This is a genomic window from Baaleninema simplex PCC 7105 (genome assembly GCF_000332355.1).
GTDB lineage: Bacteria > Cyanobacteriota > Cyanobacteriia > Cyanobacteriales > Geitlerinemataceae > Baaleninema > Baaleninema simplex.
The window spans coordinates 1-24,025 of sequence record NZ_KB235962.1; the positions used below are offsets into that span (position 1 = coordinate 1).

General features: G+C 50.8%; 27 protein-coding genes. 9 read left to right on the forward strand and 18 right to left on the reverse strand.

Going from position 1 to position 24,025, the window contains the following annotated elements:
• Positions 1 to 215 precede the first annotated feature (215 nt).
• Positions 216 to 1,067: an ABC transporter ATP-binding protein gene (locus GEI7105_RS0125225; protein WP_017658799.1), complete on the reverse strand. Its 852-nt coding sequence runs from the start codon at positions 1,065 to 1,067 to the stop codon at positions 216 to 218.
• Positions 1,068 to 1,425: 358 nt separating this feature from the next.
• Here GEI7105_RS0125225 and GEI7105_RS32465 point away from each other — a divergent pair, with 358 nt between their 5' ends.
• The 4 genes from GEI7105_RS32465 (at position 1,426) to GEI7105_RS0125245 (ending at position 5,821) form a co-directional block, all read left to right on the forward strand.
• Complete coding sequence (locus tag GEI7105_RS32465; protein WP_071592143.1) at positions 1,426 to 2,445, forward strand: RNA polymerase sigma factor, RpoD/SigA family; 1,020 nt, start codon at positions 1,426 to 1,428, stop codon at positions 2,443 to 2,445.
• A 440-nt stretch (positions 2,446 to 2,885) separates the two neighbouring features.
• Positions 2,886 to 3,401 carry a GNAT family N-acetyltransferase gene (locus GEI7105_RS0125235; protein WP_017658797.1) on the forward strand — a complete coding sequence of 172 codons (516 nt, stop codon included), beginning with the start codon at positions 2,886 to 2,888 and terminating at the stop codon, positions 3,399 to 3,401.
• A 194-nt stretch (positions 3,402 to 3,595) separates the two neighbouring features.
• Positions 3,596 to 3,826: a hypothetical protein gene (locus tag GEI7105_RS0125240; protein WP_017658795.1), complete on the forward strand. Its 231-nt coding sequence runs from the start codon at positions 3,596 to 3,598 to the stop codon at positions 3,824 to 3,826.
• 129 nt (positions 3,827 to 3,955) lie between these two features.
• Positions 3,956 to 5,821 (forward strand): sensor histidine kinase, encoded by a 1,866-nt coding sequence (locus GEI7105_RS0125245; RefSeq protein ID WP_017658794.1) that lies wholly within the window; start codon positions 3,956 to 3,958, stop codon positions 5,819 to 5,821.
• 16 nt (positions 5,822 to 5,837) lie between these two features.
• Here the strand turns inward: GEI7105_RS0125245 and GEI7105_RS0125250 are convergent, their stop codons facing one another.
• The 3 genes from GEI7105_RS0125250 to GEI7105_RS0125260 form a co-directional block, all read right to left on the reverse strand.
• Positions 5,838 to 6,380 (reverse strand): hypothetical protein, encoded by a 543-nt coding sequence (locus GEI7105_RS0125250; RefSeq protein WP_017658793.1) that lies wholly within the window; start codon positions 6,378 to 6,380, stop codon positions 5,838 to 5,840.
• 84 nt (positions 6,381 to 6,464) lie between these two features.
• Positions 6,465 to 7,589, reverse strand: coding sequence for a mechanosensitive ion channel family protein (locus GEI7105_RS0125255; RefSeq protein ID WP_017658792.1), 1,125 nt, complete (start codon positions 7,587 to 7,589; stop codon positions 6,465 to 6,467).
• Positions 7,590 to 7,673: 84 nt separating this feature from the next.
• On the reverse strand, positions 7,674 to 8,807 hold the full coding sequence (locus tag GEI7105_RS0125260; protein WP_051044166.1) for a mechanosensitive ion channel family protein: 1,134 nt from the start codon (positions 8,805 to 8,807) through the stop codon (positions 7,674 to 7,676).
• A gap of 452 nt (positions 8,808 to 9,259) precedes the next feature.
• Between GEI7105_RS0125260 and GEI7105_RS0125270 the strand changes: the two genes are divergently transcribed.
• The gene (locus tag GEI7105_RS0125270) at positions 9,260 to 9,931 is read left to right on the forward strand and encodes a HEAT repeat domain-containing protein (protein WP_017658789.1); all 672 of its coding nucleotides are present in this window, start codon (positions 9,260 to 9,262) and stop codon (positions 9,929 to 9,931) included.
• A gap of 109 nt (positions 9,932 to 10,040) precedes the next feature.
• On the opposite strand, the gene GEI7105_RS0125275 is transcribed toward GEI7105_RS0125270, so the two are convergent.
• The 6 genes from GEI7105_RS0125275 to GEI7105_RS40125 form a co-directional block, all read right to left on the reverse strand.
• Positions 10,041 to 10,889 carry an MBL fold metallo-hydrolase gene (locus GEI7105_RS0125275; RefSeq protein ID WP_017658788.1) on the reverse strand — a complete coding sequence of 283 codons (849 nt, stop codon included), beginning with the start codon at positions 10,887 to 10,889 and terminating at the stop codon, positions 10,041 to 10,043.
• An 82-nt stretch (positions 10,890 to 10,971) separates the two neighbouring features.
• A complete protein-coding gene (gene aroC, locus GEI7105_RS0125280) occupies positions 10,972 to 12,081 on the reverse strand; it encodes a chorismate synthase (RefSeq protein ID WP_017658787.1) in 1,110 nt (369 codons plus the stop codon).
• Between the two features lie 96 nt (positions 12,082 to 12,177).
• The gene (locus tag GEI7105_RS0125285; RefSeq protein WP_017658786.1) at positions 12,178 to 12,597 is read right to left on the reverse strand and encodes a DUF2267 domain-containing protein; all 420 of its coding nucleotides are present in this window, start codon (positions 12,595 to 12,597) and stop codon (positions 12,178 to 12,180) included.
• A 1-nt stretch (position 12,598) separates the two neighbouring features.
• Entirely contained in the window at positions 12,599 to 13,684 is a 1,086-nt protein-coding gene (locus GEI7105_RS0125290; RefSeq protein WP_017658785.1) for a bifunctional heptose 7-phosphate kinase/heptose 1-phosphate adenyltransferase, read from the reverse strand.
• Positions 13,677 to 14,684 (reverse strand): tRNA dihydrouridine synthase DusB, encoded by a 1,008-nt coding sequence (gene dusB, locus GEI7105_RS0125295; RefSeq protein ID WP_245555440.1) that lies wholly within the window; start codon positions 14,682 to 14,684, stop codon positions 13,677 to 13,679. The genes GEI7105_RS0125290 and dusB overlap by 8 nt, the downstream gene beginning before the upstream one ends.
• Positions 14,578 to 15,003, reverse strand: coding sequence for an RHS repeat domain-containing protein (locus tag GEI7105_RS40125; RefSeq protein WP_071591949.1), 426 nt, complete (start codon positions 15,001 to 15,003; stop codon positions 14,578 to 14,580). The genes dusB and GEI7105_RS40125 overlap by 107 nt, the downstream gene beginning before the upstream one ends.
• A gap of 39 nt (positions 15,004 to 15,042) precedes the next feature.
• On the opposite strand from GEI7105_RS40125, the gene GEI7105_RS38855 reads away from it, so the two are divergent.
• Entirely contained in the window at positions 15,043 to 15,222 is a 180-nt protein-coding gene (locus tag GEI7105_RS38855) for a hypothetical protein (RefSeq protein ID WP_071591948.1), read from the forward strand.
• Here GEI7105_RS38855 and GEI7105_RS0125305 read toward each other — a convergent pair.
• From GEI7105_RS0125305 to GEI7105_RS32470, 6 genes are all read right to left on the reverse strand, one after another.
• Positions 15,196 to 15,843: a hypothetical protein gene (locus tag GEI7105_RS0125305; protein WP_017658782.1), complete on the reverse strand. Its 648-nt coding sequence runs from the start codon at positions 15,841 to 15,843 to the stop codon at positions 15,196 to 15,198. The genes GEI7105_RS38855 and GEI7105_RS0125305 overlap by 27 nt on opposite strands.
• A 417-nt stretch (positions 15,844 to 16,260) precedes the next feature.
• Positions 16,261 to 17,321, reverse strand: a protein-coding gene (locus GEI7105_RS0125310) for an ISKra4 family transposase (RefSeq protein ID WP_144053634.1) whose coding sequence is annotated in 2 segments (ribosomal slippage) — positions 16,261 to 17,165 and positions 17,165 to 17,321 — 1,062 coding nt in all. Because the reading frame shifts where the segments join, the coding sequence is not laid out codon by codon here.
• Positions 17,322 to 17,384: 63 nt separating this feature from the next.
• Positions 17,385 to 18,257, reverse strand: coding sequence for an RHS repeat-associated core domain-containing protein (locus tag GEI7105_RS0125320; protein WP_017658779.1), 873 nt, complete (start codon positions 18,255 to 18,257; stop codon positions 17,385 to 17,387).
• A 68-nt stretch (positions 18,258 to 18,325) separates the two neighbouring features.
• Positions 18,326 to 18,667: a hypothetical protein gene (locus GEI7105_RS0125325; RefSeq protein ID WP_017658778.1), complete on the reverse strand. Its 342-nt coding sequence runs from the start codon at positions 18,665 to 18,667 to the stop codon at positions 18,326 to 18,328.
• Between the two features lie 340 nt (positions 18,668 to 19,007).
• On the reverse strand, positions 19,008 to 19,367 hold the full coding sequence (locus tag GEI7105_RS41355; RefSeq protein WP_083862278.1) for a hypothetical protein: 360 nt from the start codon (positions 19,365 to 19,367) through the stop codon (positions 19,008 to 19,010).
• 61 nt (positions 19,368 to 19,428) lie between these two features.
• On the reverse strand, positions 19,429 to 19,956 hold the full coding sequence (locus GEI7105_RS32470) for a hypothetical protein (protein ID WP_017658777.1): 528 nt from the start codon (positions 19,954 to 19,956) through the stop codon (positions 19,429 to 19,431).
• Positions 19,957 to 20,102: 146 nt separating this feature from the next.
• Between GEI7105_RS32470 and folB the strand changes: the two genes are divergently transcribed.
• Entirely contained in the window at positions 20,103 to 20,504 is a 402-nt protein-coding gene (folB, locus tag GEI7105_RS0125335) for a dihydroneopterin aldolase (protein ID WP_017658776.1), read from the forward strand.
• Positions 20,505 to 20,563: 59 nt separating this feature from the next.
• Positions 20,564 to 20,719 (forward strand): hypothetical protein, encoded by a 156-nt coding sequence (locus GEI7105_RS38860; protein WP_017658775.1) that lies wholly within the window; start codon positions 20,564 to 20,566, stop codon positions 20,717 to 20,719.
• Here the strand turns inward: GEI7105_RS38860 and GEI7105_RS0125345 are convergent.
• Positions 20,716 to 20,952 carry a hypothetical protein gene (locus GEI7105_RS0125345; RefSeq protein ID WP_223307390.1) on the reverse strand — a complete coding sequence of 79 codons (237 nt, stop codon included), beginning with the start codon at positions 20,950 to 20,952 and terminating at the stop codon, positions 20,716 to 20,718. The two genes, GEI7105_RS38860 and GEI7105_RS0125345, sit on opposite strands and share 4 nt — an antisense overlap.
• Before the next feature lie 192 nt (positions 20,953 to 21,144).
• Positions 21,145 to 22,284, reverse strand: coding sequence for a Ycf66 family protein (locus GEI7105_RS39345; RefSeq protein ID WP_017658773.1), 1,140 nt, complete (start codon positions 22,282 to 22,284; stop codon positions 21,145 to 21,147).
• Positions 22,285 to 22,601: 317 nt separating this feature from the next.
• Here GEI7105_RS39345 and gnd point away from each other — a divergent pair, with 317 nt between their 5' ends.
• Positions 22,602 to 24,017 (forward strand): decarboxylating NADP(+)-dependent phosphogluconate dehydrogenase, encoded by a 1,416-nt coding sequence (gnd, locus tag GEI7105_RS0125355; RefSeq protein ID WP_017658772.1) that lies wholly within the window; start codon positions 22,602 to 22,604, stop codon positions 24,015 to 24,017.
• Positions 24,018 to 24,025 lie beyond the last annotated feature (8 nt).

A 24,025-nucleotide genomic window follows, 5' to 3' on the forward strand; every position in this document is an offset into this window, starting at 1 on the left:
CCTGGGAAGATAGCTCAGTGCCAGGTTAATTTTTTACAAGAAACCTCCTCAGACCTTGAGGGGGTTTCTTTTTGGTTCGGTTTCAAGCACTCTTCCCCCCATCCCCCCAACGCAGCGGGGGGATGGGGGGATAGAGAGACTTGTCGGGTTAGGCCAAGCCAGTGTTTGAGATTCGGATTCTGTATTATCTGTATTACTGGATGTGATGTGTCGTTTTAGTCGAGTTGGCGTCCTGTGAGTTCGACGAAGATGTCTTCGAGGTTGGACGATCGCACCATCATTCCAGTTTTATCGGGTTGTTTGTCTAAATAGATATTGGCATCTTCGATGGTGGGGAAAAATTGGTACTCAAGGCGATCGCCCGTTTGTTTGACGAGGATTCCTTCTCCGTGTTTCGAGCGAAACTCCTCTAAAGTCCCCAATTCGATTAACTCTCCGCTGTCCATAATGCCGATGCGATCGCATAAATATTCGACTTCCTCCATATAGTGAGTCGTCAACAGCATCGTCATCCCTTGCTTGTTCAAATCTAAGATAATCTCCCATAACCGACGTCGCGTTTGGGGGTCGAGACCCACTGTCGGCTCGTCGAGAAACAAAATTTCCGGTTCGTGTAATAAGGCGCGAGCGATTTGCAACCGCCGTTTCATCCCGCCAGACAAGGTTTTGACCAACGCATCTCGACGATCGCTCAATTCCACGTAGTCGAGCCAGCGATCGATCCGATGTTGTCGCTCGACTTTCGGAATATGGTGCAACCGTCCGTGATACTCCATATTTTCCCAAACCGTGAGATCGACATCCACGCTGGTTTGCTGTAGGACGACACCGATGCGCTGCTTGGCGTATCGTGCCTGATGCACTACGTCGTAACCCGCTACCTCAATTTGCCCGCGAGTCGGCTTGGTGAGCGTCGTGAGCATCCGAATCGTGGTCGATTTGCCAGCGCCGTTGGGGCCGAGCAAACCGAACATCTCACCTCGGGCAATGGCAAAGGATAAGTCTTTGACAACTGGAACGTTGTTATAATTCTTGTACAGGTTTTCGATCGATACCGCAGCTTTCATGTATCTAAGTAGAGAGAGGATTCAATGAGGTCGTTCTCGAGGTAGAGTTGGGATTCTATCCTTAGATAGATGTTATCAAACAACGTAATTTCTTACGATAAAAGATGTTTGGAAGTTTCAAAAAATTGGACTTTTAAAAAATCAAATCAATTTTCAGTAGTTGTTATACAGCACAAAAATTTGACAATCTCATTCAAAAAAACTAAAATAAGTATTAGAAAAAGTCGTAGAGTTACTTAAGAAAAACAAAAATCTTAGAAATTATTAGATCTGAGTCGAAAGATTGAGATCTGTTGCAGTCCAATAAGGGGGATCTGACTGAGTGAGTTTGAACACGGCGACGACACCAACGCAATCCATGCCTACATCCGAGGGTGACAGCACCGCATCAATTGCTGCCGCTCGTCCGACCGGGTATTCCAAGAACGTTTCAGACGATGCGGTCGGTGCGTTTTTTAAGGAAATGGCAAGATATCCATTGTTGAGCCGCGACGAAGAAATCGCTCTCGCCCGCCAGGTTCGCGAACTCGTTGGCGTTCGAGAGCGGCGTCGGGAACTCAGCGAACGTTTGGGACGCAAGCCGAGCCTCGCCGAACTGGCCGATGCGATGGAAACGAGTCCAGAACAGCTCGAAAAGCGAATCCAACGCGGTCGTATCGCACAACGAAAAATGGTGCGATCGAACCTGCGACTGGTGGTTTCGATCGCCAAACGCTATCTCAACCGAGGCGTGCCGTTTCTCGATCTCATTCAAGAAGGGGCTTTAGGCTTGAGTCGCGCCACCGAAAAATTCGATCCCGAAAAAGGCTATAAGTTCTCGACTTATGCGTATTGGTGGATTCGCCAAGGAATTACCCGCACGATCGCCAACGACGGAAGAACGATCCGCTTGCCGATTCATATCGTCGAGAAACTCAACAAACTTAAGAAAACCTATCGCAAGCTCGGGCAGGAACTCAACCGCCAACCGACAGAAGCCGAACTTAGTGAAGCGCTCGAGTTATCGCCCAAGCAACTCCAACAACTGCAACGGGTTAGCCAGCGATCGCTCTCGCTCAACCACTATGTCGGCGACGAAGACAACACGGAAATTCTCGATCTTCTCGAGGATACGGACAACAAATCCCCCGACTCCCAAGTCACTGAAAACATGATGTGTCAGGGGGTGCGTCAAGTCCTCGACGAAGCGTTGACGGCGCGGGAAAGCGAAATTCTGGCGCTCCGTTACGGTCTCAACGGGGGTCAGCGTCAGACACTTCAAGAAATCAGTAACCTGTTTGATTTGTCGCGGGAGCGCGTCCGCCAAATCCAAACGACGGCAATGCGAAAACTGCGTCGACCGCAAGTGGCGAAGCGTTTGCGTGGCTGGTTGAAATAGGATCGAGGGTCTGACAGGAGAGATCGATTTTTAAATAATAAATGCGGGTGGCTGGCCGCCCGCATTTTCTAGGCTCTAGAATAACTTGAGTGTGGCGATCGCCGTTCGAGATCGCGGTAGCGTTCAAATTGACATCCTCACCGCCCTGGAAGGACGGTGATTCCCAAACCGTTCGGCTGACGCTCACGGCGAAGCCTCGCGATTTGGGTTCCTGCTTCCTTCTCTCTCGAGTTTTTCGCAGTTGCTCTCCGGATCGAGATCCTTCAAGTCTTACACTCGCTTCACAGGCTGTAACGGTGTGTCCCACCGCCAAAATTCCAATTCAATTGGAGTTTTAGGCAAACTTACTAACTTGGGTTTCGTTAGCCAGTTTAACCATTCACGTCCATTGTACTGTAAAGCCGCCCTTCTAGGGCGGGGTTTCAAACCCAAAATTTTCGATGAATATAGATTTTAATTCAAATGTCAAAGTCCGTGCGGCGAGAGTCGATGACGTCGATGCAGTTTTCGGCTTGATTCGAGCCTTGGCAGCATACGAAGGACTGTCTCATCAGGTCGTCGGAGATGCCGAAACCCTCAAAGCTCATTTGTTCGGCGAACGGCCTTACGCAGAGGTTTTAGTGGCGGAACGGGACGACAAAATTGTCGGGTTTGCCCTGTTTTTCCAGACCTACTCGACGTTTCTGACGAGAGCGGGACTGTATCTCGAAGATTTGTTCGTACTTCCCGAGGAGCGAGGACAGGGCATCGGTACCGCGTTAATCCAACAGGTGGCGAAAATTGCCGTAGAACGTCAATGCGGACGGGTAGAATGGGCAGTTCTCGATTGGAACGCTCCAGCGATCGCCTTTTACGATAAAGTTGGAGCGTCCGTGTTACCTGACTGGCGAATTTGTCGAGTCAGCGATCGCGCCTTACAACACTTAGCAAGTTCCCGTATTTTCACGGATAAATGACGTAAGTTGTACAATGGATCTGAAGTCGCAAGCTGACTTTCCGAGCGATACGACCCCGAATTTGGCGATCGCGAATTGCTCGAAACCGGGGCGACGAGATGCCATTGCTACCGCGAACTGTCTGTGACGTGAAACGGCTCGCTCGCGCCTTCACCTGCCTGTCCGATTGCTGTTGGTAAGTTTAGACTGACATTATGACCGATCCGACTCCTACGTCCGAGCGCAGCAAACATCAAGTGGAACTGTCGATCCAGCTCGATTCTGAATTGCTCGAACAAATCGAACATCTAACGAACGATCCGAGCAAAATTATCGAGACCGCGATTCGTCAGTGGCTCCGAGGTGAAACCAATCGCGACGAGGAACTCAGTCGCCGTTTGCAGCGCAATCCTCCCGTACCTCCTCGGGGAGAATGGAACGACTAGCCGCGAACGCGGAGGCTGTCGCGTCGGATTGGCGATCGCACTTCGATCTCAGCCGTTAGACTAAGGTGCGAGGCCAACTCGGGATTCAACGCTTTCGTTCTCGATGCTGACTGTTTTTCTGTGGGTTCGATGACCTCTTTTGCTGACTTCCGCATTCCGCCTGCGGCGCCGACGAATTCACACACTGAGACGGAAGACCAGAGGACGAGCGATCTTTCGTTTCTCGGAGTCGAACTCGCCTATATTCAAAATCGCGCCGGTCAATACCGTTGCTTTTTTTGGAAAGACGCTCGTAATTACGGATTGATGGCCTCCCCTAACGTGGAGGCGTCCAATGGCGAGGGAAACGCGACCGACGTGTTCCAACCGGTCGATCGAGTGAGCTATATCGCCCAACTTCGGGAAATTCTCGACGGAAAGATTCCCAAACACATCACCTGTCTGTTTGAAAGCGGGCCGCACGTTTTTCCCTTCGAGCTAACGATTTCGCCGATATTAACGGACAGCTCTGCCGCCTCATGCGTCCTCGCGATCGGAAGACGCATCCGTCCGATCGAGGAATTTTGCGCGACCTCCTCGCTGTTAGTTCGGGAATCGGCCTTACACCCGACCCAGCGATCGATTCCCTCCGACTACGACTTACTGCTAACGCGGATTTCCTATCCCAAACTGCTAACTCAAATCGCCCGCAAAATCCGCCAGACCCTCGACCTCGACACCATCTGGCAACAAACCGCGAACGGTTTGGGATCGGCCTTGAGCGTTTGGCGGTGTTCGGTTTACGCATACGATGCAGCAGCCGCGTCGGTGAAACTCGTCGCCCGACACGTTGCTCGTCCGACATCTCCAATTCAGGACAGCAGCCAGCCCAACGACCTCGATCGCGACATTGCCCTGGCCGATCGTGCTGACTTCCACCAGGCGATCGTGCGTCAGGAAACGGCGATCGTCGAAAGTCGAGCGGAAGACGGAACGCGGCGATCGCGTCTCGTGGTCGCCACCTCCCACCAAGGACAAGTCAACGGAGCGATCGTCCTCGAACGAGCCGAAAGCGATGCGGTTCGGCCGCCGGCCGACGAATCCGATTCCCTCTGGCATCCCACAGAAGTCGAAATCGTCGAAGAACTGGCCGACCAAGTGGGGACGGCCATCGCCCACGCCACCCTGTACCGAGAACTCGAAATTGCCCGCCAACAAGCAGAAGAAGTCTCTCGCCTCAAAAGCGACTTCCTCGCCAACACCTCCCACGAACTGCGAACGCCTCTCAACGGGATGATGGGGTTTCTCAAGCTAATTCTCGACGGGATGGCCGACGACCCCGAAGAACAGGTCGAATTCATTCGAGAAGCCTATCGTTCCGCCGTTCACCTGCTCAACATCATCAACGATATTCTCGATATTGCCAAAATCGAGGCGGGTAAAATGCAGCTCGACCTCGAACCCGTCAATCTCGAAGACCTACTCAACCACCTCAAAGATTTCGTTCAAGCCCAAGTTCAACAAAAACAGCTTTACTTTCAAATGCAGCTTCCCGATACGGAAGACCGCATCGTCGTGTACGGGAACTACCAACGCCTGTTGCAAGTGCTGTTGAACCTGGTGGGGAATGCCATCAAATTTACCCACGAAGGGGGAATCACCATCACCACCGACATTATCGATCGCGAAGTGGTCGTCAAAGATCGCACGCTGCCGGGAATGGTGAAAGTCCAAGTCGCCGATACGGGTATTGGCGTGTCTCTCGAGGTGCAAGACCGGCTGTTTCAAACGTTCAGCCAAGTGGACGGTTCCCGAACCCGACAGTACGGCGGAACGGGTCTCGGACTCGTGATTTCTCAAAAACTCATCGAAGCGATGGGGGGCGAAGTGCATTTTTACAGTATGGGGGAAGGTCTCGGCTCGACGGTGACGTTTACCGTACCGCTGTTTCAAGAGCCGGTGATGATTCCCACCAGCGACACCCTCGACGCGATCGACATTTTGCTGGAAAATTAGTCGGCGACGAGATGGTTCAGTTGCGAGCGTTACGATCGCTCGGTGTCGCATCGTCGGGTTCCGTGGAGTTCTCTTCCGGGGTGGTGGCGTCGTCGTTCGAGTTGTCTAATTGTGCTTCGATGGCGTCGAGGCGATCGCGGAGTCGTCGGAGTTCCATTTGACTCGAGGCTACGTCGTTCGTCACGTCGTCGAGGCGATCGGGAACATCCCGCTCTAGCCGCTGCAACCGACTTTCGAGCCGATCGATCTCCGCCACGAGGTCTTCTTGCATCGCCGTTACGTCTTCTACCGATCGGCGAGCGATTTGCTGCTGTGAAAACGAGCGATAGGCATACCAGATCGCAATGCCAAAGGCGATCGCGATCGCCAGCAGCAAGCCACTCACCAGGGTTTGAAAGAACACCCGAAATCGCTCGATGTCTTTGTGAATGCGTTCGACATCGACTTTCAGCTCGACTTGTTGTTGTTGCACGTCTTGAAGCGTTTCCAGATAGGTTTCTGGAGACACCTCAAAATCTGGCCGGTCGTCACCCGATCCAGCAGAGGAAGGATTAGTCATAAGCTTCGCGAGACGACATTGCCATTACGATCTTCTTACTTAATTAAAACATTTCACGTCCCGATCGGTCATTTAAACAATTCCTTAAATCGACATGGGCGAATCGAGATAGACCATCGACTCCGGTACGGTAAAGCTGAGATTATAGGCGAGTAAAGTGTTGGCAATTTCTTCGTTAGCCAACTCTAACAGGCGCTTGCGGAGGTTTAAGGAATCTTGGCTAGAACTCGAAATAAAAAAGCTCACTCGGACGCGACTTCTGAGTGTTTTAGGAAGTTGCGAAAAATGAACGCGCGTGCTGCCCCGCTCGATCCCCCAAAAGGATTCGCTCGTATCTTCGATCGCTTGCTGAACGAGGGCTTTTTCGCTTTCGGATAACAGCTTGTAAAAATCCAAGCAGACGATCGCCATTACTTTTTTACCTCGGGTAATATTTTCGATCTTCATCCCTGCCATCATCGAATTGGGAACGATAACGAGGGTATTTTGTGCCGCCGTGCGAATTTTAGTAGACCTCAATCCGATCGATTCGATGCGACCGTAAACGTCTTCTGCAAAGGGGTTGAAATTGACGCGGACGTATTCTCCAGGGACGTAGGGGCGATCGAGATAGAGTTCAAAGGTTCCGACGAGTCGCTCGAGGGCTTGACGAGAGGCGAAGGCGACCGCGACGCCGCCAATGCCCAAACTCGCCGATAATGCCACGAGATTCAGCTTCAATCCCTGAGCGAAGATCGCGACGGCTATTAGGACGATGATAATGTTGGTGAAGGTTTCAAAAACTAAAATAATTTCGTTGACTTCCTGACCCCGACGTCGCAGGCGATCGATGGCGACTTGGCGAATGACGCGCTGTACGATTTTCGAGGCTAGTAATGCCAGAGAAATTGACAGTGCCATGTAGACAAAGAAACCGAGAAATGTATAAAGTTCGGGATATTTGACGAGAAGATTCAGAGACAGGGCAATAAAGAGAAGGGTTCCCGTGGTAGTGATATAGTTTTGGAAGGGTTTGATAAAGCGATCGAAGGTATCGTCGGGATCGACTTCGATTCGATGGAGGGTAACTTGGAGAACGAGGCGACTCAGGTAAGTCAGCGATCGCCCGAGTGCTGGAGAAATGACGACGGCAACAAAAAACAAACCGAGCCGGATTGCTAGCTCGATTATGTAGCTTGAAATATCCCGATCGAGTTGAATGAGATCCATTGCGATCGCAGCGAAGAGGAAATCCTAAGAGAATTATTTGATTTTATCTTACGAGACAGCTTTTATGGAGGGTTGGCAAATGGCTTAAATATTCATCGGTTGAGCGATGTCGAGCGTCTCGACCTCGAATTTAAATTTAATACCATATTCGTAAAGCTGCAAAATAATTTTTTCTCGAGCGAGTTCGAGGAGATTTTTTCTAAGCTCTACAGAGTTTTCACTCGCTCCTAAAATAAAGAAGGTCACTTTGGCTCGTACTTGTTTGCGATCGCCGTCCGGTTCGACCCAATCTTGAAAATCAACTTTTGTGAGTTGATGGTCGATGCCTAAAATATCGCAAGTACTCGAAAGAATAAGCTGTCGAACGAGCGCTTTTTCTTCGTTTGTCATCGCACAAAAAAAGGTGATATTCACCATCGAAATAATACGCCTGGCTAAGGTTAAGTTTTCAATATTGATTTGAGCGAGATTGCTGTTAGGTGCGATGACAAGAGTATTTTTTCCTGACAAACGAACTTTAGTCGAACGCCAACCAATCGACTCGACGCGACCTAACGTTCCGTCAGGTAAATGAATGTAGTCGTCTACGTCGAAGGGGCGATCGATATAGAGAACGACGCTCCAAAGAATCTGTTCTAAAACTTTTTGAGAAGCGAAAGCGATTGCAATTCCTCCAATCCCCAAACTCGCAACTAATCCCACTAAATCGACGCGGTGGGTTTGGGCAAATAAAAATACTGTTGTTAAAACAATAACTGCTTTACTTAAAAACTTTGCTAACGCCAATAGTTCGGTGTTGATTTTGCTTTCGTCTTCTAAAGAAATTCCGAGAAGATAATCTTCAAAAAAGCGATCGAACGCTTTGAATCCTACTGAAATCGTACCGCCTGCGATCGACAATCCCAAAGGAACCTCGAACACGCGCACCCAAGCAGGAAGTGGGGCGACTAAGATGGCGTTATCGGCGAGGGCGAGAATTACCAGAGCGATAATTTTTTGTCGGTCTGGTTCGATAACGTTTTGATAAATTTTTCCGTATTCTGTTGAGGTAGCTTTGCGAATTAAGGCATCACTTAATTTAGATAGTTGTAAGTACGAAATACCTGCCATTAACAAAAAAAATAAGAAAATTACGACCGCTAAAAGCAGCGCAATTCCCAATTGAAGGGTATCGGGAAATCCCGCACCATCTCGGATGAATCTCAAAAAGTTATTCATGAACAAATCGGTGATTTTGAAAACTCGTTTTTGCAAGTAAAAAAGGATGTTTTGTCATCCGAATCTGAATTGATTTTACCTGAATTTTCTGGGGAAAGACTAGATGGTTTTGTAAAGAAAACTTAAAGGAAAGCGTTAACAAAACTGAAATATGAGAAAAATCGTACAGAAAGAGTTTTCGAGTCTGTCTTGGAGGATATCTTTAGGCGATCTCCGTCGGATAAGATCCCCGGCATCTCCAAGATACCGGGGATCTAGAGAGGTCTATAAAATCTCGCTAATTTTTCCGATAATACTCGTTTTTTGAGAATTATGCGAAATATTCGACATCGAATCGCCGATCGATTCCGATTTTTAGGGTTGACAAAATTTTATAAGTATGTATTGGCAGCAAAATAAAGACCTCGTTAAAATAAGAAAGAATGTAAAGTTTTTTTACGAAGCCGCAAATCATGAGTGTCGTTAATCTGAGTCAGATTTCCACGCAACTCGAGAGCGAGAACGCCCGCGATCGCCTGTTGGCGCTGGTGTCTTTGCGAAACGTCCCCGCGACTGACGCCGTACCGCTCATTAAAAAAGTCCTGAACGACGAACATATGCCGCTGCGATCGATGGCGATTTTCGCCCTGGGCATCAAACAAACCGATGAATGTTACGACATCCTCATCGATCTACTGCGTCACGATCCCGACTACGGCATTCGCGCCGATGCTGCGGGCGCCCTGGGCTACCTCGAAGATCCTCGCGCGTTCGAGCCGTTGGTGCGCGCTTTTCTCGAAGAAACCGACTGGCTGGTGAGGTTTAGCGCCGCCGTGTCTCTCGGAAATCTGAAAAATCCCGAAGCCTACTCCGTTCTCGTCCGCGCCCTCAACAGCCAGGAAGTCGTACTGCAACAGGCAGCGATCGCCGCTCTCGGCGAAATTGGTGCCACGCAAGCCGTCGAGGACATTTTACGCTTCGCCCGCTCTGAAGACTGGCTCGTGCGACAGCGTCTCGCCGAAGCCCTAGGCCACCTCGACCACCCCAAAAGCCGCCCGGCCTTGGCATACCTCCAAAAAGACAGTCACCCGCAAGTTTCCCAAGCGGCGACGGTGTCTCTCCAACGCTTAAACAGCGATGTTTGATGGGGCGATCGATGCCGCGCGATGCCGTTTCCAGCCATTCACCGATCGGATGTCCGTGTTACAACGCAGCTTGGGGCGTTTCGTGCAACGCCCCGAGGGGATTGTGGGGTCAAACGTGCCACTCCAAACCTTCACGGGCTAAAAAGGCGTTGGGAAAGGCTTCGAGAACCTCTTTCGTCATCTCGTCGAGAAAATCGTCCGAGTGAGTGGGTTCGTGATGGAAAATGGCCAAATTCTTCACCCCCGCTGCTTTGGCGATTTTAACGCCTTCTTGCCAGGTCGAATGTCCCCATCCCACCTTGGGAGATTTGGGGTTGTGATACTCCTCGTCCGTGTACATGGCATCGTAGATCAGCAGATCGGCACCTTGCGCGAGGGCGAGGACGTGTTCGTCGAGGCGATCGGGAAAATGTTCGGTGTCCGTACAGTAGAACACCGACCGTCCGTTCCAATTAATCCGATATCCCATCGCCGTATTCGGGTGGTTGAGGGGAGTCGTTTCAATGGAAATATCGTCGATTTGGAGCGCTTCGCCACAGACGACATCCACGAACTTCATATCGGCGTGCAGTCCGGCTAAAGGAACCGGCGAGTTCGTATGTAGCACGCGTTCGGTAAAGTGTTTCTCGAGGGATTCTCCGTTTTGAGGAACCGCCCCGTGAATCTTCAAACAGTGTCCCTCGACAAAAGCGGGTGTAAAAAACGGAAACCCTTGAATGTGATCCCAGTGGTAGTGGGTGAAGAACATATAGGTTTCCGGCGGGAGATCTCGCATTAAGTCTTTGCTCAACTCTTGCAAGCCCGTGCCGCCGTCAAAGATCGTGCGTCTTCCTCCTATTCGCATTTCAACGCAGGAGGTGTTCCCGCCGTAGCGTACCGTGGTTTTCCCTGGGGTGGGAATACTTCCGCGCACGCCCCAAAACTTCACTATAAATTCAGACGAGGTAGCTGGTTCCATAGACCGGTCGGGGACAGGACGACAAGACGATCGCTGGCGATCGAGACAACTCAAACTCGTTGCCTTTTACCAGAATAGCGTTTTAACGCAGAGGTCGATCGGCGTCGAGCGTTCCGCACTGCCCTTGATGAACGAGCAAGCGATCGCACAGGACGAGTGCCACCATCGCTTCGACCATCGGCACAGCCCGAGGCAAAACACAGGGATCGTGTCGCCCCCGAGCGGCCAATACGGTTTCTTCCCGATCGCGCGTGACCGTTTTCTGTTCTTTCCGAATTGTAGCAGTGGGTTTAAACGCAACGCGGAGCGTCAGGTTCTCGCCGTTAGAAATTCCGCCTTGGACGCCCCCCGATCGATTGGTACGGGTGCGGATGTTTCCCGCGTCGTCGCGGAAAAACTCGTCGTTGTGTTCGCTTCCCATCATCAGGGTTCCAGCGAACCCCGATCCGATTTCAAAACCTTTCGTCGCCGGAAGCGACATCACTGCTTTAGCCAGTTCAGCTTCTAACTTATCGAAGACGGGATCGCCCAACCCTCGGGGAACCCGACGCGCTACGCATTCGACGACGCCACCGAGGGAATCGCCCTCTCGTCCGGCGGCTTCGATGGCGGCGATCGCCTTTTCGGCAAATTCTCCGTCGGGAGAGCGCACGATATTACTTTCGACCTGTTCGAGGGTGACCGTTTCGGGATCGACAACCGCTTCGAGATCGCGAATTCGCTTGACGTAGGCGACGATTTCGACCCCGGCCACCTCTTTCAAAATTTTCTTGGCGATCGCTCCGGCGGCCACGCGGCCGATGGTTTCTCGAGCCGACGATCGCCCGCCCCCTTGCCAGTTGCGAATGCCATATTTCGCGTCGTAAGTGGCATCGGCATGAGAGGGGCGATATTTCTGCTGCATCTCGCTGTAGTCTTGGGGGCGCGCGTCTTTGTTGCGAACCACGATCGCGATCGGCGTTCCCAGGGTTTTTCCCTGAAACACCCCCGAGAGAATTTCACAAGTATCCGTCTCTTTGCGGGGGGTCGTAATTTTACTTTGACCCGGCCGCCGTCGGTCTAACTCGAACTGAATTTCTTCTTGGGAGATTTCCAGTCGGGGCGGACAGCCATCGATGATGACACCCACACCGCCCCCGTGCGATTCGCCGAAGGTTGTAATCCGAAATAAATGCCCGAAGGTGTTTCCCACGATCTCGATCGAAAACGACTAAAGCCTGTTTATTTTAGCAGCTTCCCAGTTCCCGAAAGAGACTGTGGGGCGGGCAGTCAGACCGAGCGAGTCTCCTTACGGCTTCCAAAACTCAACAGCACCTTCTGGTAATCTCGCAAGTAGCCGATCGAAGGCTTCTTCATCTACATGGCGTCGCAAGGCTCGAGCCACGTCCTGAATTGCCGTTTCTGTTGAAAAATTGTGTTCCGAACGCAAAGACTTCACCTCTTGAGTCATCGTTGCGCGATCTTCAAAAGGCTTTTTTGGCTCGTTGGTATCCCAATCCGTCACGAAAAGCGCTCTCAGACCAATGGGAAGTACGTTCGCAAACGCGATCGCCTCTTGCGTTGAGAGCCGACGACGAAATGTCTGAAATACTGCCTGCGTCATTGTATAGGTGACGTGAGTACTCCAAAGACCTGCTGTCTCCCGTGCGTCTACTAAGTACTCATAGAAGCGATCGGAAGCTCGTGCGTATTCGGGGGGGACTGGCATCTCAATTTCCGTAGGTTCGGGGTTTCTCTGTGCTGAACTCCATCTCGAGATTTTCCAAAACCCCAGCGAGGGCGGCTTTCATCTCTTCGATGGTGGTGGTGGCGGTTCCAAATTGGCGCACGACGATACTGGCGGCCAAGTTTCCCAATACCACAGCTTCCCAGGGCGATCCTCCCGTACACAAAGCCAGCGTTAACGCGGCGACGACGGTGTCTCCGGCTCCCGTTACGTCGAAAACGTCGGTGCGGTTGAAGGCGGGAACAGTTTCGACGGTTTTCGAGGGATCGAACAGACTCATCCCGTCGCCGCCTCGGGTGATGAGGACGTACTTTGCTTTAGTGCGATCGAGTAAATCCACCCCCGCTTCAATTAAGGTTTTTTCGCTGTCGATGGCGTATCCGATTTCTTTTTCGGCTTCGGGAACGTTGGGGGTAAACAGGGTTGCCCCAGCATAGCGCGTGAGGTGGTTTTGGGTATCGACGATCGTGCGGTGATGTTTCAGGGCAGCTTCGATCGCGCGAGGGGTCAACACGCCGTCGCCGTAATCGGAACAGACGATCGCCTCGACGTTGTTAGCTTCTTCTTCGATGTACGCCCCCAGTTTTTCCTGTAACGCCACGGAGGGGGGCGCGTCGGATTTGCGATCGACCCGAATCACCTGCTGCGTCACGGACTGACGAGCGTGGGCGGAAATGCGGGTTTTGGTGACGGTGGGGCGTTCTCCGTCGATGAAAATTCCCGAGGTGTCGATTCCCGCGTTGTTGAAAATCTCTACGAGGGCGCGTCCCTGTTCGTCGTCGCCGACGAGTCCGGCCACTTTCACCTTTGCCCCCAGTGTCGCTAAGTTATACACGGCGTTCGCCCCACCACCGGGAACCCGACGAGTCGATTCGTGGCGAATAATGGGAACCGGGGCTTCTCGGGAAATGCGTTCGACTTCCCCGGTTAAAAACTCGTCCAGGGTGAGATCTCCGGCCACTAACACCGATACCTCGGAAAAGCGATCGAGGAGTTCGAGCAAACGCCCTTCGGCGTCGCGCAGTCGCTCGGCGAACTCGTGAAACTTGGGAAAATTGGCGTCAATCATGGCAAGTGGCGAATGCAGCGCGATCGCGCTCGGTAGAATCTCCTGATAGCACGCATCGTTGTCGGGTCGATTCTCGCAGGCGATCGATGGCTGCATCGATTATTTCACATCCGGAGGCCACGGATTCAACCCGACTCAACTGGTCTCGCAACGTCCCCGCCCCCGGAAAGCCTTTACAGTACCAGGCGAGGTGTTTGCGAGATTGTTGGATTCCCCGTTCGCCTTTATATTCCCAAAGTTCCTGTAAGTGTTCTTTGGCGCATTCCAAGCGTGCGATCGCCGTGACGGGGGGCGTGACTTCTCCGGTTTTGAGGAAGCGATCGATCTCGCCCACCAAAAACGGATAGCCCAGCGTCCCTCGCGAACACATCACGCCGTCAGCCCCAGTTTCCTCCAAACAGCGAATCGCCGATTCGACGGAGTTGATATCGCCGTTCGCAATCACGGGAATCTCTAAAACTTCCTTCACGCGACGAATCCAATCCCATCTCGCTTTTCCGGTATACCCTTGCTTGCGCGTGCGTCCGTGGAGCGTCAGCATTTGCGCCCCCGCATTCTGCATCCGCCGCGCAAAGTCAAGGATGTTGATTTCGTCGTCAGACCAACCAATGCGGGTTTTGACGGTGACAGGAACCTCCACGGCGTTGGCGACGGCTTCGACGATCGCTTCAGCGACATCCGGTTGACGCAGCAGAGAGGAACCGCCCCCTTTGCGCGTAATTTTGTTGACGGGACAGCCCATGTTGATATCGATGGTATCCGACCCTTGACCGACCGCCAGTTTCGCGGCTTCTCCCAGAAAGTCGGGGCGACAGTCAAACAGTTGAATACTGATAGGGTGTTCGTCAGGATCGACTTCCATAATTTGAGGGACTTCTTTGAGATGTTGCAAACTAGAAGCTTGTACCATCTCGGTATAAGTCATGGACTCTGGGGCGTAGCGACGCACCAACCGCCGGAAGACTAAGTCCGTCACGCCGGACAGGGGCGATTGAAACACGCGGCTGTTGACTTCCACGTTGCCGATTTTCAGCGGTGTTGAAAGGCGTTCCATAATTGTCGTCGAGGGTATCGGGGGTCTTATCGGGATAAATCGTTTCGATGCGGCGACCTAGAGCATCGTAACGGTATTCGGTACGATTTCCCCGTTCGTCGATGTGGGCTTTGACTTCTCCCGTGGCGTGGTATTCGGTGGTGGTGCGGGGATAGCGACGGTCGTCGAGATAGCTTGGCGTCTCGTCGGGATAGACCACCTGCGTCCAATCGACATCGGCGAGGGTGCTTCCCGTCAGTCCCAACGCCTCGAAGAAGGGGGTCAAGCCGTTGTCGTCGGCGTTCGGCGCGATGGTTTCGATGAGTTGTCCGACGGCGTTGTAGCGGAAGTGGGTGACTCGTCCAGCTTCGTCGCGCCTCCCTCGACGGCGATCGCCTTTGTCGTAGACGGTGACGCTGCGGGGGTTATCCTCGAGGGTATCGGGGGTGTCGTCGGGATAGAGGGTATGGAATATGTTTTAATTACCTTGAGATTCTATGATTAGAATTCCATTTTTTATTTCTACTTTTTTCAATCTTTCTAATATTTTTTCTGCCTTCTGATATTGAACAGTTTTGCTAAAATCAGTAAAACCATATGGAGATATTGAACCGCCAAAAATAAAAACAATTAGTGCAGATCTTTGAATTGGTCTTTGAACTTCGTCTTTTGGTAGAGATTTTTCTTGTACTTCCAAAATATTTAAATGCTCTACAATCTTTTTTTGGGAAGAGAACCAAATTTCTTTCTTTTCAAAGTAGCACAAAGTAAAAGCAGGGCCGAAAGCAGGCCATTCAATCATATTTTCTATAATTTTATCATCTTGTATTTCGTAATAAATATACCTTCCTGGCTTATACTTGTCCAGACAAACTCCTTGTGTATAAATGTCATTAATTTCTGCCTGATTAAGTTTAAGTTTAGATTGTTTATTGTTTAGACAAAGAGAAAAAAATTCATCAATTTTTAGTCGAGTGCTTGCATATTCTTCTTGTGAAGATGTATGCATGGGAAACTGTTGCAGTATTTTAGGTATTTTCCCCTTTTTTATATCTGATTGTTTTTTCTGAATAACTAAATAGGAAACAAGAAGAAATGTTGAAGAAGCGACAATTATAATGTTCAATATTGCTTGTATTATTGTTTTTAGTATCTATGGATTCTTGACAATGTATGAGTAACAAGATAGGTGACTAAAATCTGTGACAAACGAATTTTTATCTTACATTATTACATTATTACATTTAATTGAAGTCGCCATGTTTTGTTTCTGGTTACTCTGGAGTAATTTGTTCTAATCGCGTTTCCTCCCCATGTATAGGTAGTGATAGACCAGTATTTAAGTTAATTGCAGTATTGAAATCTGTACTTAGCGCTGCAACATCGATCGTATCATCAAATCGACCTATACCAAATCCCACTGTGAATGTGATTATACTAAATTGACCAGATCCAGCACCTCCGAAAAGGACTCCCCCAGTAAATGTACCTGGGTGTGCACCAATAGCTCTAGGTGAAGGGGTGCATCCCAGTTTTGCAAGTGTTAGGCGTAAAAGTCTCCATTGAGATAAGCACAGCGTTGCTTGAGGACTTGTGGAACGTTCTGACGTTCCCACTGAGCGCCGGAAATCTTGAGACGCCGACCAATCTGCTTGACCGTCGATTCAATGGCTCCAGAGCCGATAGAAATCCCTTCACACTGGTAATAGCTGTAGTTGACGATGCGGTGTCGATGTTTTTGCACGTAAGCCACCAACTTGGTGACGCGCGGGTGTGACCAATCCTCGAACTGAGCCAGCGACCCCTCCACATCACCTCGCCACAAACAAGCTTCAACGGCATCGAGACGCTGCTGTGACCCACCCACTTTCCCTAAATTCTCCGTCAAATGATACCAATCGAGAACTTCTTGCCGCTGAGTGGTATCACCTATGTCAGCAAAGAGATTCCAGATCCCATCGTGTCCATCTCCGAGGCAGATTAGAGGCGTGGCCAAGGGTTGTTGATTGACCCAATTCACCAAGCCCTCGTTATCTTCAAAGAAAGCTCCTACACTCGCCCCATGGAGATTGACGGCTTTGTAATCTCGCCAGATACAGGGGTCTCCGACGGCGGTACGCAGACGGACTTTACCTCCATCGAGGCTCATTTCAGCGACGGTCTCTTCGAGTTGGGGCAGTTCAAACTTTTGACGATGTACCAAGCGTTGCTGGCTACTTGCAGAAACGGTCATGCCCGTTAAGACCTCAAGATCTTGAGCCGCCCGCTCGTAGGAGGAGTTGGCGCTCAGGAGTAAACAGCATTTCTCCAGCTCGGGACTCCATCGACTGTGTGCTTTGACCTCTAGCTTCTGGGCTTGTGGCTCGCTCAGACTCAAGCGACCGAGAAGACTTTTTACCGTCCGTTTTCTTCCGCCTTGGCTGCCGCTGCTGTTTTGGATAAAAAATTTCCCACTTCTGGGCTAACGTGTTCTAATAGCTGATGACGGACGGTTTTTTCGATGCCAGATAGGGTTTGAATCTCTTCTGGGTCACTTCCTTCGTAGAGTAGAGCGGCAATCGCTCGAGCGTGAGCTTGAATTTGGCGACGTTTTTCAGCATCCATGAGCTAGGCTTGACTCCGACTTGGGCAACTCCTTTTAGCTTAACTCCCTTCTCTCAAACCGCTCTAAGTACTCTTACTCATTGCAAAACTGGGATGCACCCTAGGTGAAGTAAGTGTTACCTGGTTATCAATAATAGCAAGATTTGGGGCAATACCCGCTAATGCTCCTGTATTAATTCCACCAGTGACTATCATCCACTTTCCTGAAAAACGGCGAGAAAGACCGTATCCAAAAATCCTGGTAGCTGCTAGTACTCGAGCAGATAATATACCACCATTTGCACTCACGAAGAAATTAGCATCAATTCCTTCAATGTCTCCTTTCCACTCTAAGCTGTTGTTTGTACCGGTTTGTCCAACAACAGATACGGTTGCCTGTCCAACTGACAATCCAATGATAGGAGCAGCTACTGAATAAACTGTTGATAGTGCAACAGAAAGGGTTGAAGCAATAGCCGGAGCGCTAAGTGTACTAGCAACTTCCCCACTCGGATCTTCAAAAACAACAGGATTAGCGTTTCCATAAAGATAGCGATGGCGAGAAACCGGACTTTCCACCATCCCCTCAAACGGATCGGTACTGAGAAAACGCCCCGTTTCCGGTTCGTAATACCGCGATCGCAGATACTGCAATCCTAACTCGGAATCCCACGACTCACCGCGATAAAGATAAGGATTCTCCGTCGCACCCGTCGCACTCAAAACCTCACCATACGCTCCATACTCGTAAGTATCCGTTACCGTCCCTAACTCGTCCGTCAGCAGGCGCACGCCACTGTGTCCGTCTTGCAGGTAGAATCGAGACTCGTCCCCACGCTGCTGGGAAATCAAATCCAAACCGCGCACGTAAGCCGTCTGGGTTTCCCCGTTCGGTGCGTACTCCTCGATAACCTCTGCATAAGGACGATTGGCATCGACGAGATAGCGAGTTTCCACTTCATTTACTCCATCGAATTTCTGTAGTCTAAGCTACATCGATCGTCGCAAACCCAGAAGACCCTGGATTATGTATTTTCATTCTTAGCCACGTATAAAGTTATCAATAAAAAAGCAAGATAAAAAGCACAATAAATGTAGGATAACGCAATAGCTGCATTATCAAAATAGCTTTCATAAGGAATATTGAATAAATTTACCACAGATTTTATGGCGATGGAGAGCAAAAAAATTATGCCTTGAACAACCATTAATAGACTCGCTACTATCCGTTTTTTTGCACTGTAGTCTTGAAAGTTTTGAAGTTTTTTATGCCACTCGCCTACAGCATGACCATCTATTATACATGGCAAAAAAAGGGCTATATAGAACGGGCTGGGATAGTAAAAAAGATGAAAGAAGTTATTCACGATCTAGATTTGGGGTGAGAATTACTATTTTTTAGCTGGGAGTGCTTGTGCAGGGCTGCGGAAAATCTCCTACGTTATAAACTGGAAAACTAAATCGGGTGCATCTCAAAAATGTAAATTCATCGAATTGGGCGCACTCAATTTCCAGATCCCCGGCATCTCCAAGATGCCGGGGATCTTATACCGGAAGTGCTAATCGGGAATTTTGCCACCCCAAACTGATGTTTTTGCAAAAGTGAGATGCACCCACTAAATCTAAGAATGCCACTAAAATTAACATCAAATCCCCTTGAGGTTTCTCCATTCAGAGCAGTCCCCGTAGGGTCTTCGGAGTTTGTGGTTACAAATGTATAAAACGATACAAAAAATTGAGAACTCGAGAGCCAAAACCTTTGAAATCTCGTAAAGTTAGTTTTTCTGTCACTCTAAACTCCGAAGAGCCATAGATCCTCACCTCTAAAGGGTCGAAGCCAACCACCTGCCGGGGACGGTTGAGGTCGTCGTAGCGGTAGGATAGAGTGCCTGCGGGGGTGGTCACGGTTTCGACTCGACCGGCATCGCCATAAGTATAGGAAATTTCCGTTTGGTCGGGTTCGGTACGCGAGAGCAGCTGACCGAGAAGTCCGTAGTCGAAATCAGTGGTTCCCCGTTCGTCTGTGGCTGCATCCAGGCGACCGGCAGTATCGTAGGTATAGGAAATGAAGGGAACACCTCACCCAGGTCGGTATCCAGTTGTCAAGGTTCTGAGACTGCTACGGTCATCACCCCATTTCCTCATCACCGGAAGCTCGACAGTCTCGCAGCCAGTTGCGAATTCCCGAGGCGATCGCGCTACTGCTGGTTTCTCGGGGTGGGGTGACAATGTTATCGCGGGCGGTGTCGAGACTTGAAAACATGGTTACGAGCCACCAATCTCCATTTTCGGCTTGGGTGAGAAACAGCCAGTGAAAATGTTGGAGTTGGTGGATTTTGTCGGTGGTATAGGTGCGCTCTAGAGTTGTGATAAAGACTTGACGGACGTTCTCGGGAGGGTCGCGATCGAGTTCGATCGCCTGAAATTCTGGACGCCCCGCCACGAGAACGGTACTCCGAGCGAGAGGATCGTTGGTCGTTTGCGATCGCGCGGTCACGCGGTTGATATAACCGGGAAGCTCGGGCAACATTCGAGCGATCAGCGGTTCGAGGTCTTTCGGACAGGTAGAATCGGCTAGGGTTCGATCGCCCGACAGCACGATCGCGGCGAAGATGCCGAGAGGGGCGATCGCTCCGAGCCAGAATCTTGATTTCACAGGAAACGGTTCGATAGGCTACGCTTTATTATTGCAATCATTGCAGTTTTATCGAACTTCGCTGGGTTGTTCTGGCGTTCGTCTTCTGCCATCGTTTTTATTGTATACTTTTACAACGAAATATTGACAATAAAAATATTTGTGATATGGATTGCATCCGAATTTCAAATTTACGCTGTTACGGATACACGGGATTTTTGCCCGAAGAACAGGTTTTAGGGCAATGGTTCGACCTCGATCTGACGCTGTGGGTGGATTTAGCCGTCGCCGGAAAGAGCGATCGCATTGAAGACACCCTCGACTATCGCGGGGCGATCGAATCGGTCAAAACCATCGTCAAGACGCAAAAATACGCCCTAATCGAGCGCTTGGCTGAAGCGATCGCGGAAGAGTTACTCACGCGCGATCGCCTAGAACGGGTGCGCGTGCGTCTGAGTAAACCCGCCGCTCCCATTCCCGATTTCGGTGGAAAAATTACAGTAGATATCGCCCGTCCTCGCACGCCTGAAAAGATAATCGAAGGCGGGGAAACAGAAAGCCTGGGTTAAACAATCTCAATCAAAGATGGTATGCACCCCGATGTTAACCTGCTCTCGAGAGAACTGCCGTGACCCCAAGTGAGTTCGAGTATCTCATTCGTCAAACCATCGTCTACCTGGAATTTCACGACGACGACTCCGCTAAACGGCTGATTTCACAATGGCGTCAAATGCTCGATCGCGTTCGACAGCTCGAGCAGAACAACACGAAAGGCGATCGCTAACAAGGAACCGACTGCGGGTGAGATTGGGACTGACGTTCCAATAACTCCCGCGATTCCTGTCGAACTTTCCCCTGCATCGCCGCCTGTTGCAGTCGCACGAACGCATGAAAATCTTCAAGATCGTACTTTTGCGTCAAACACTGGCGCAGTTGTTCTTCAGCTTCGACTGAAAGATACCCCGTCTCTAGCGCTTCGCGCACGAGATCGCGAATTGAAATGATAGGTCGGTTCAAGATCGTCAATCCTAATAACTCGTTAAGTCTAATCCCAGTATCTGAGTTTCCGAGCGTTCGCGACGTGACGCGATCCCGAAGTGTGCCGTGAGATTTAGGGGGAATTTTAGCGATCGAGCCGTTTAAGTTTTGTGATTTCGATCGCCATTTCACCAATTTATTACGAAATGTTTCCGAAATACCTACCGTTCTTTACTTTTCTGGCTTAGGCGAGTCCTCCTCGTCATCGCGATCGGTACTCTCTTCTGATTCCCGAACTTCGATATCGTCGGACTCGTCCGTCATATCCTCGGCCTCGGGAATTTCGGCGGTTTTCGATTCGGCTGTATCTGCACCCGCGTCGGACACTTCAGCGGCGTCAGGTCGTTCGACTTCAGACACGTCTTCCACTGACGCTTCGACTGTATCTTCAGGTTCAGACACGGCCTCGGGCGATCGGTCAATTTCAGAAGTGTCTTGGCTCTCCTCGTCCTCAATTCCCTCTTCAACCGTCGAATCTGCCTTCACCTCGTCTTCCGTAACGGGTTCGGTCTCCGAACTGTCCGCCGCAGAGGTTTCGCTTTCCAACCTGTCTTGCAGAAAAGTCTCTTGAGGTGTCTCGTCTCCAGTGTCAGTTTCAAACGGCTCCTCAGTAGATTCAACCTGGGGTTTCTCCGAACTCGGTTGGGAAACAGGCGATCGAGACGGTTGGGGCTTAACGCGACTAAACAAACTGCCAATTCTCCCGAACAGCCCTGGTTTGGCTTGACTGGCTGAAAGAGCAGTCGGTTCGGGGGTCTTCACTTCGGGTTTGGCGGTGTCTTCCCCTTCAAGCACATCTTCGTCCTTCGCCGTCGCACCTTCAGACGGGGCTTCAGGCGTCGTGTCTTCGGCTTCTGCGATCGTCGATTCCGGTGTTTCCGTCGCGTCCGGCGCTTCAGGCATCGCGATCGCCTCCTCCGCAGCTTCCTTCGTTTCAGCCGAAGGCGACTCTGTTTCGCCAGGTTCCTCAGCTTGCGGTGTCGTAGCAGGAGGTGTTTCTCGAGACAGCAGTTCCGACGCTTTTTCCTCCAAAGCATCCGTCGGCGTTTGACGATCGCGAGGTGTCACCTCCCGACGCAGTCGTAGCGTTTGCCACCCCAGCCAACCGATGAGTGTGACGCTGGCGGTTTGACCGAGTAGCACCGCCCCCGTGAAGCGTCCGGCGCAAAACCACAGCACCAGAGCGTAGAAAAACCCTACGCCACTCCAGACGAAATCTCCCTTTCGGTAGACCTCTGGGAAAAAGAAAGCTGCCATAAAGAGAATAAAGCTGCCCAAACCAACGGCAACAGCAAGCAGATAGGCAAGCATTACGTCGTTAACCCCTAAATCTCTCTACTGCTTTATTCTACAGGTCAGATGGATTTGACAATTGACAATTGATAATTGATAACGCAGAAGCGTCTCCCCCTTTACAGTGAACAGTCAACAGTGAGCAGTCAACAGTGAAGACAGTTGACAGTTTCTTCCTTCTCCCCCTCTCGCCCTCTCCCCTTCTCCCCCTCTCCCCCTCTCCCCCTCCTCCACTCTTAACATCTTCTTCCCCATCTTCTGAGGGGGATCGGGCTACCCTGAACAAAGAATCGAAGCATCGAAACATCCCAAACAGTCGAGTTGAAACGATATATATGGCTTTACAGAATTTTGGCGTCATCGGTCTCGCCGTAATGGGTGAAAACCTGGCGCTGAACGTCGAGCGCAACGGCTTTTCCGTGGCTGTCTACAACCGCACGACTGAGAAAACGACGGCGTTTATGGAAAATCGCGCCCAAGGTAAGAACGTCAAACCCGCTCACAGCCTCGAAGAATTCGTCGCGTCCCTCGAACGCCCCCGAAAAATCCTGCTGATGGTGAAGGCGGGTAAACCTGTCGATGCGGTTATCGAGCAACTCAAACCGCTCCTCGAACCCGGTGATATGATTATCGACGGCGGAAACTCGCTCTACGAAGATACCGATCGCCGCGTGGCCGATCTCGAAGCGGCGGGGTTGCGCTTTATTGGAATGGGCGTCAGCGGTGGTGAAGAAGGCGCTCTCAACGGCCCGAGTTTGATGCCTGGCGGAACGCGGGAAGCTTACGAGGCGATCGAACCCATCGTCACGAAAATCGCCGCCCAAGTCGACGACGGCCCCTGCGTCACCTACATCGGCCCCAAAGGCGCGGGGCATTACGTCAAGATGGTTCACAACGGCATCGAATACGGCGATATGCAGTTGATTGCCGAAGCCTACGATCTCTTGAAAAACGTTCTCGGGTTGACGAACGAGCAGCTTCACGATGTCTTCGCCGAGTGGGACGAAACCGAAGAACTCGATTCGTTTTTGATCGAGATTACCGCCAATATTTTCAAGAAAAAAGACGATATGGGCGACGGCTTCCTCATTGATAAGATTTTGGATGCCGCCGGACAAAAAGGAACGGGACGCTGGACGGTGGTGAGTTCCTTAGAACTCGGAGTTCCCATTCCCACTATCACGGCGGCGGTGAACGCCCGCGTCATGTCAGCCTATAAAGACGAACGGATGGCAGCAGCCAAAGAACTAGCGGGCCCCGGCGGGAAGTTCGACGGTAACACGCAAGGGTTTATCAACAAGGTTCGCGACGCGCTCTACTGCTCGAAAATGTGTTCTTACGCCCAAGGGATGGCGCTGCTCGGAACGGCATCTCAGGAGTTTGAATACAACCTCGATTTGGGCGAAATCGCGCGAATTTGGAAAGGCGGCTGCATCATCAAAGCGGGATTTTTGAATAAAATCAAACGTGCTTTCGATGAAAATCCCAATTTGGCGAATTTGCTGCTCGCGCCGGAATTCAAACAAACCATTCTCGATCGCCAAGCCGCTTGGCGAGAAGTGTTGATGGCGGCGAATGGCTTGGGGATTCCCGTTCCTGCGTTTAGCGCCTCTCTCGATTATTTCGACAGCTACCGTCGCGAACGACTTCCGCAAAACCTCACTCAAGCGCAACGAGACTATTTCGGCGCTCACACTTACGAACGCACGGACAAATCGCGCGGTGAGTTTTTCCATGCTGAGTGGTTTTAAGCGGTAAA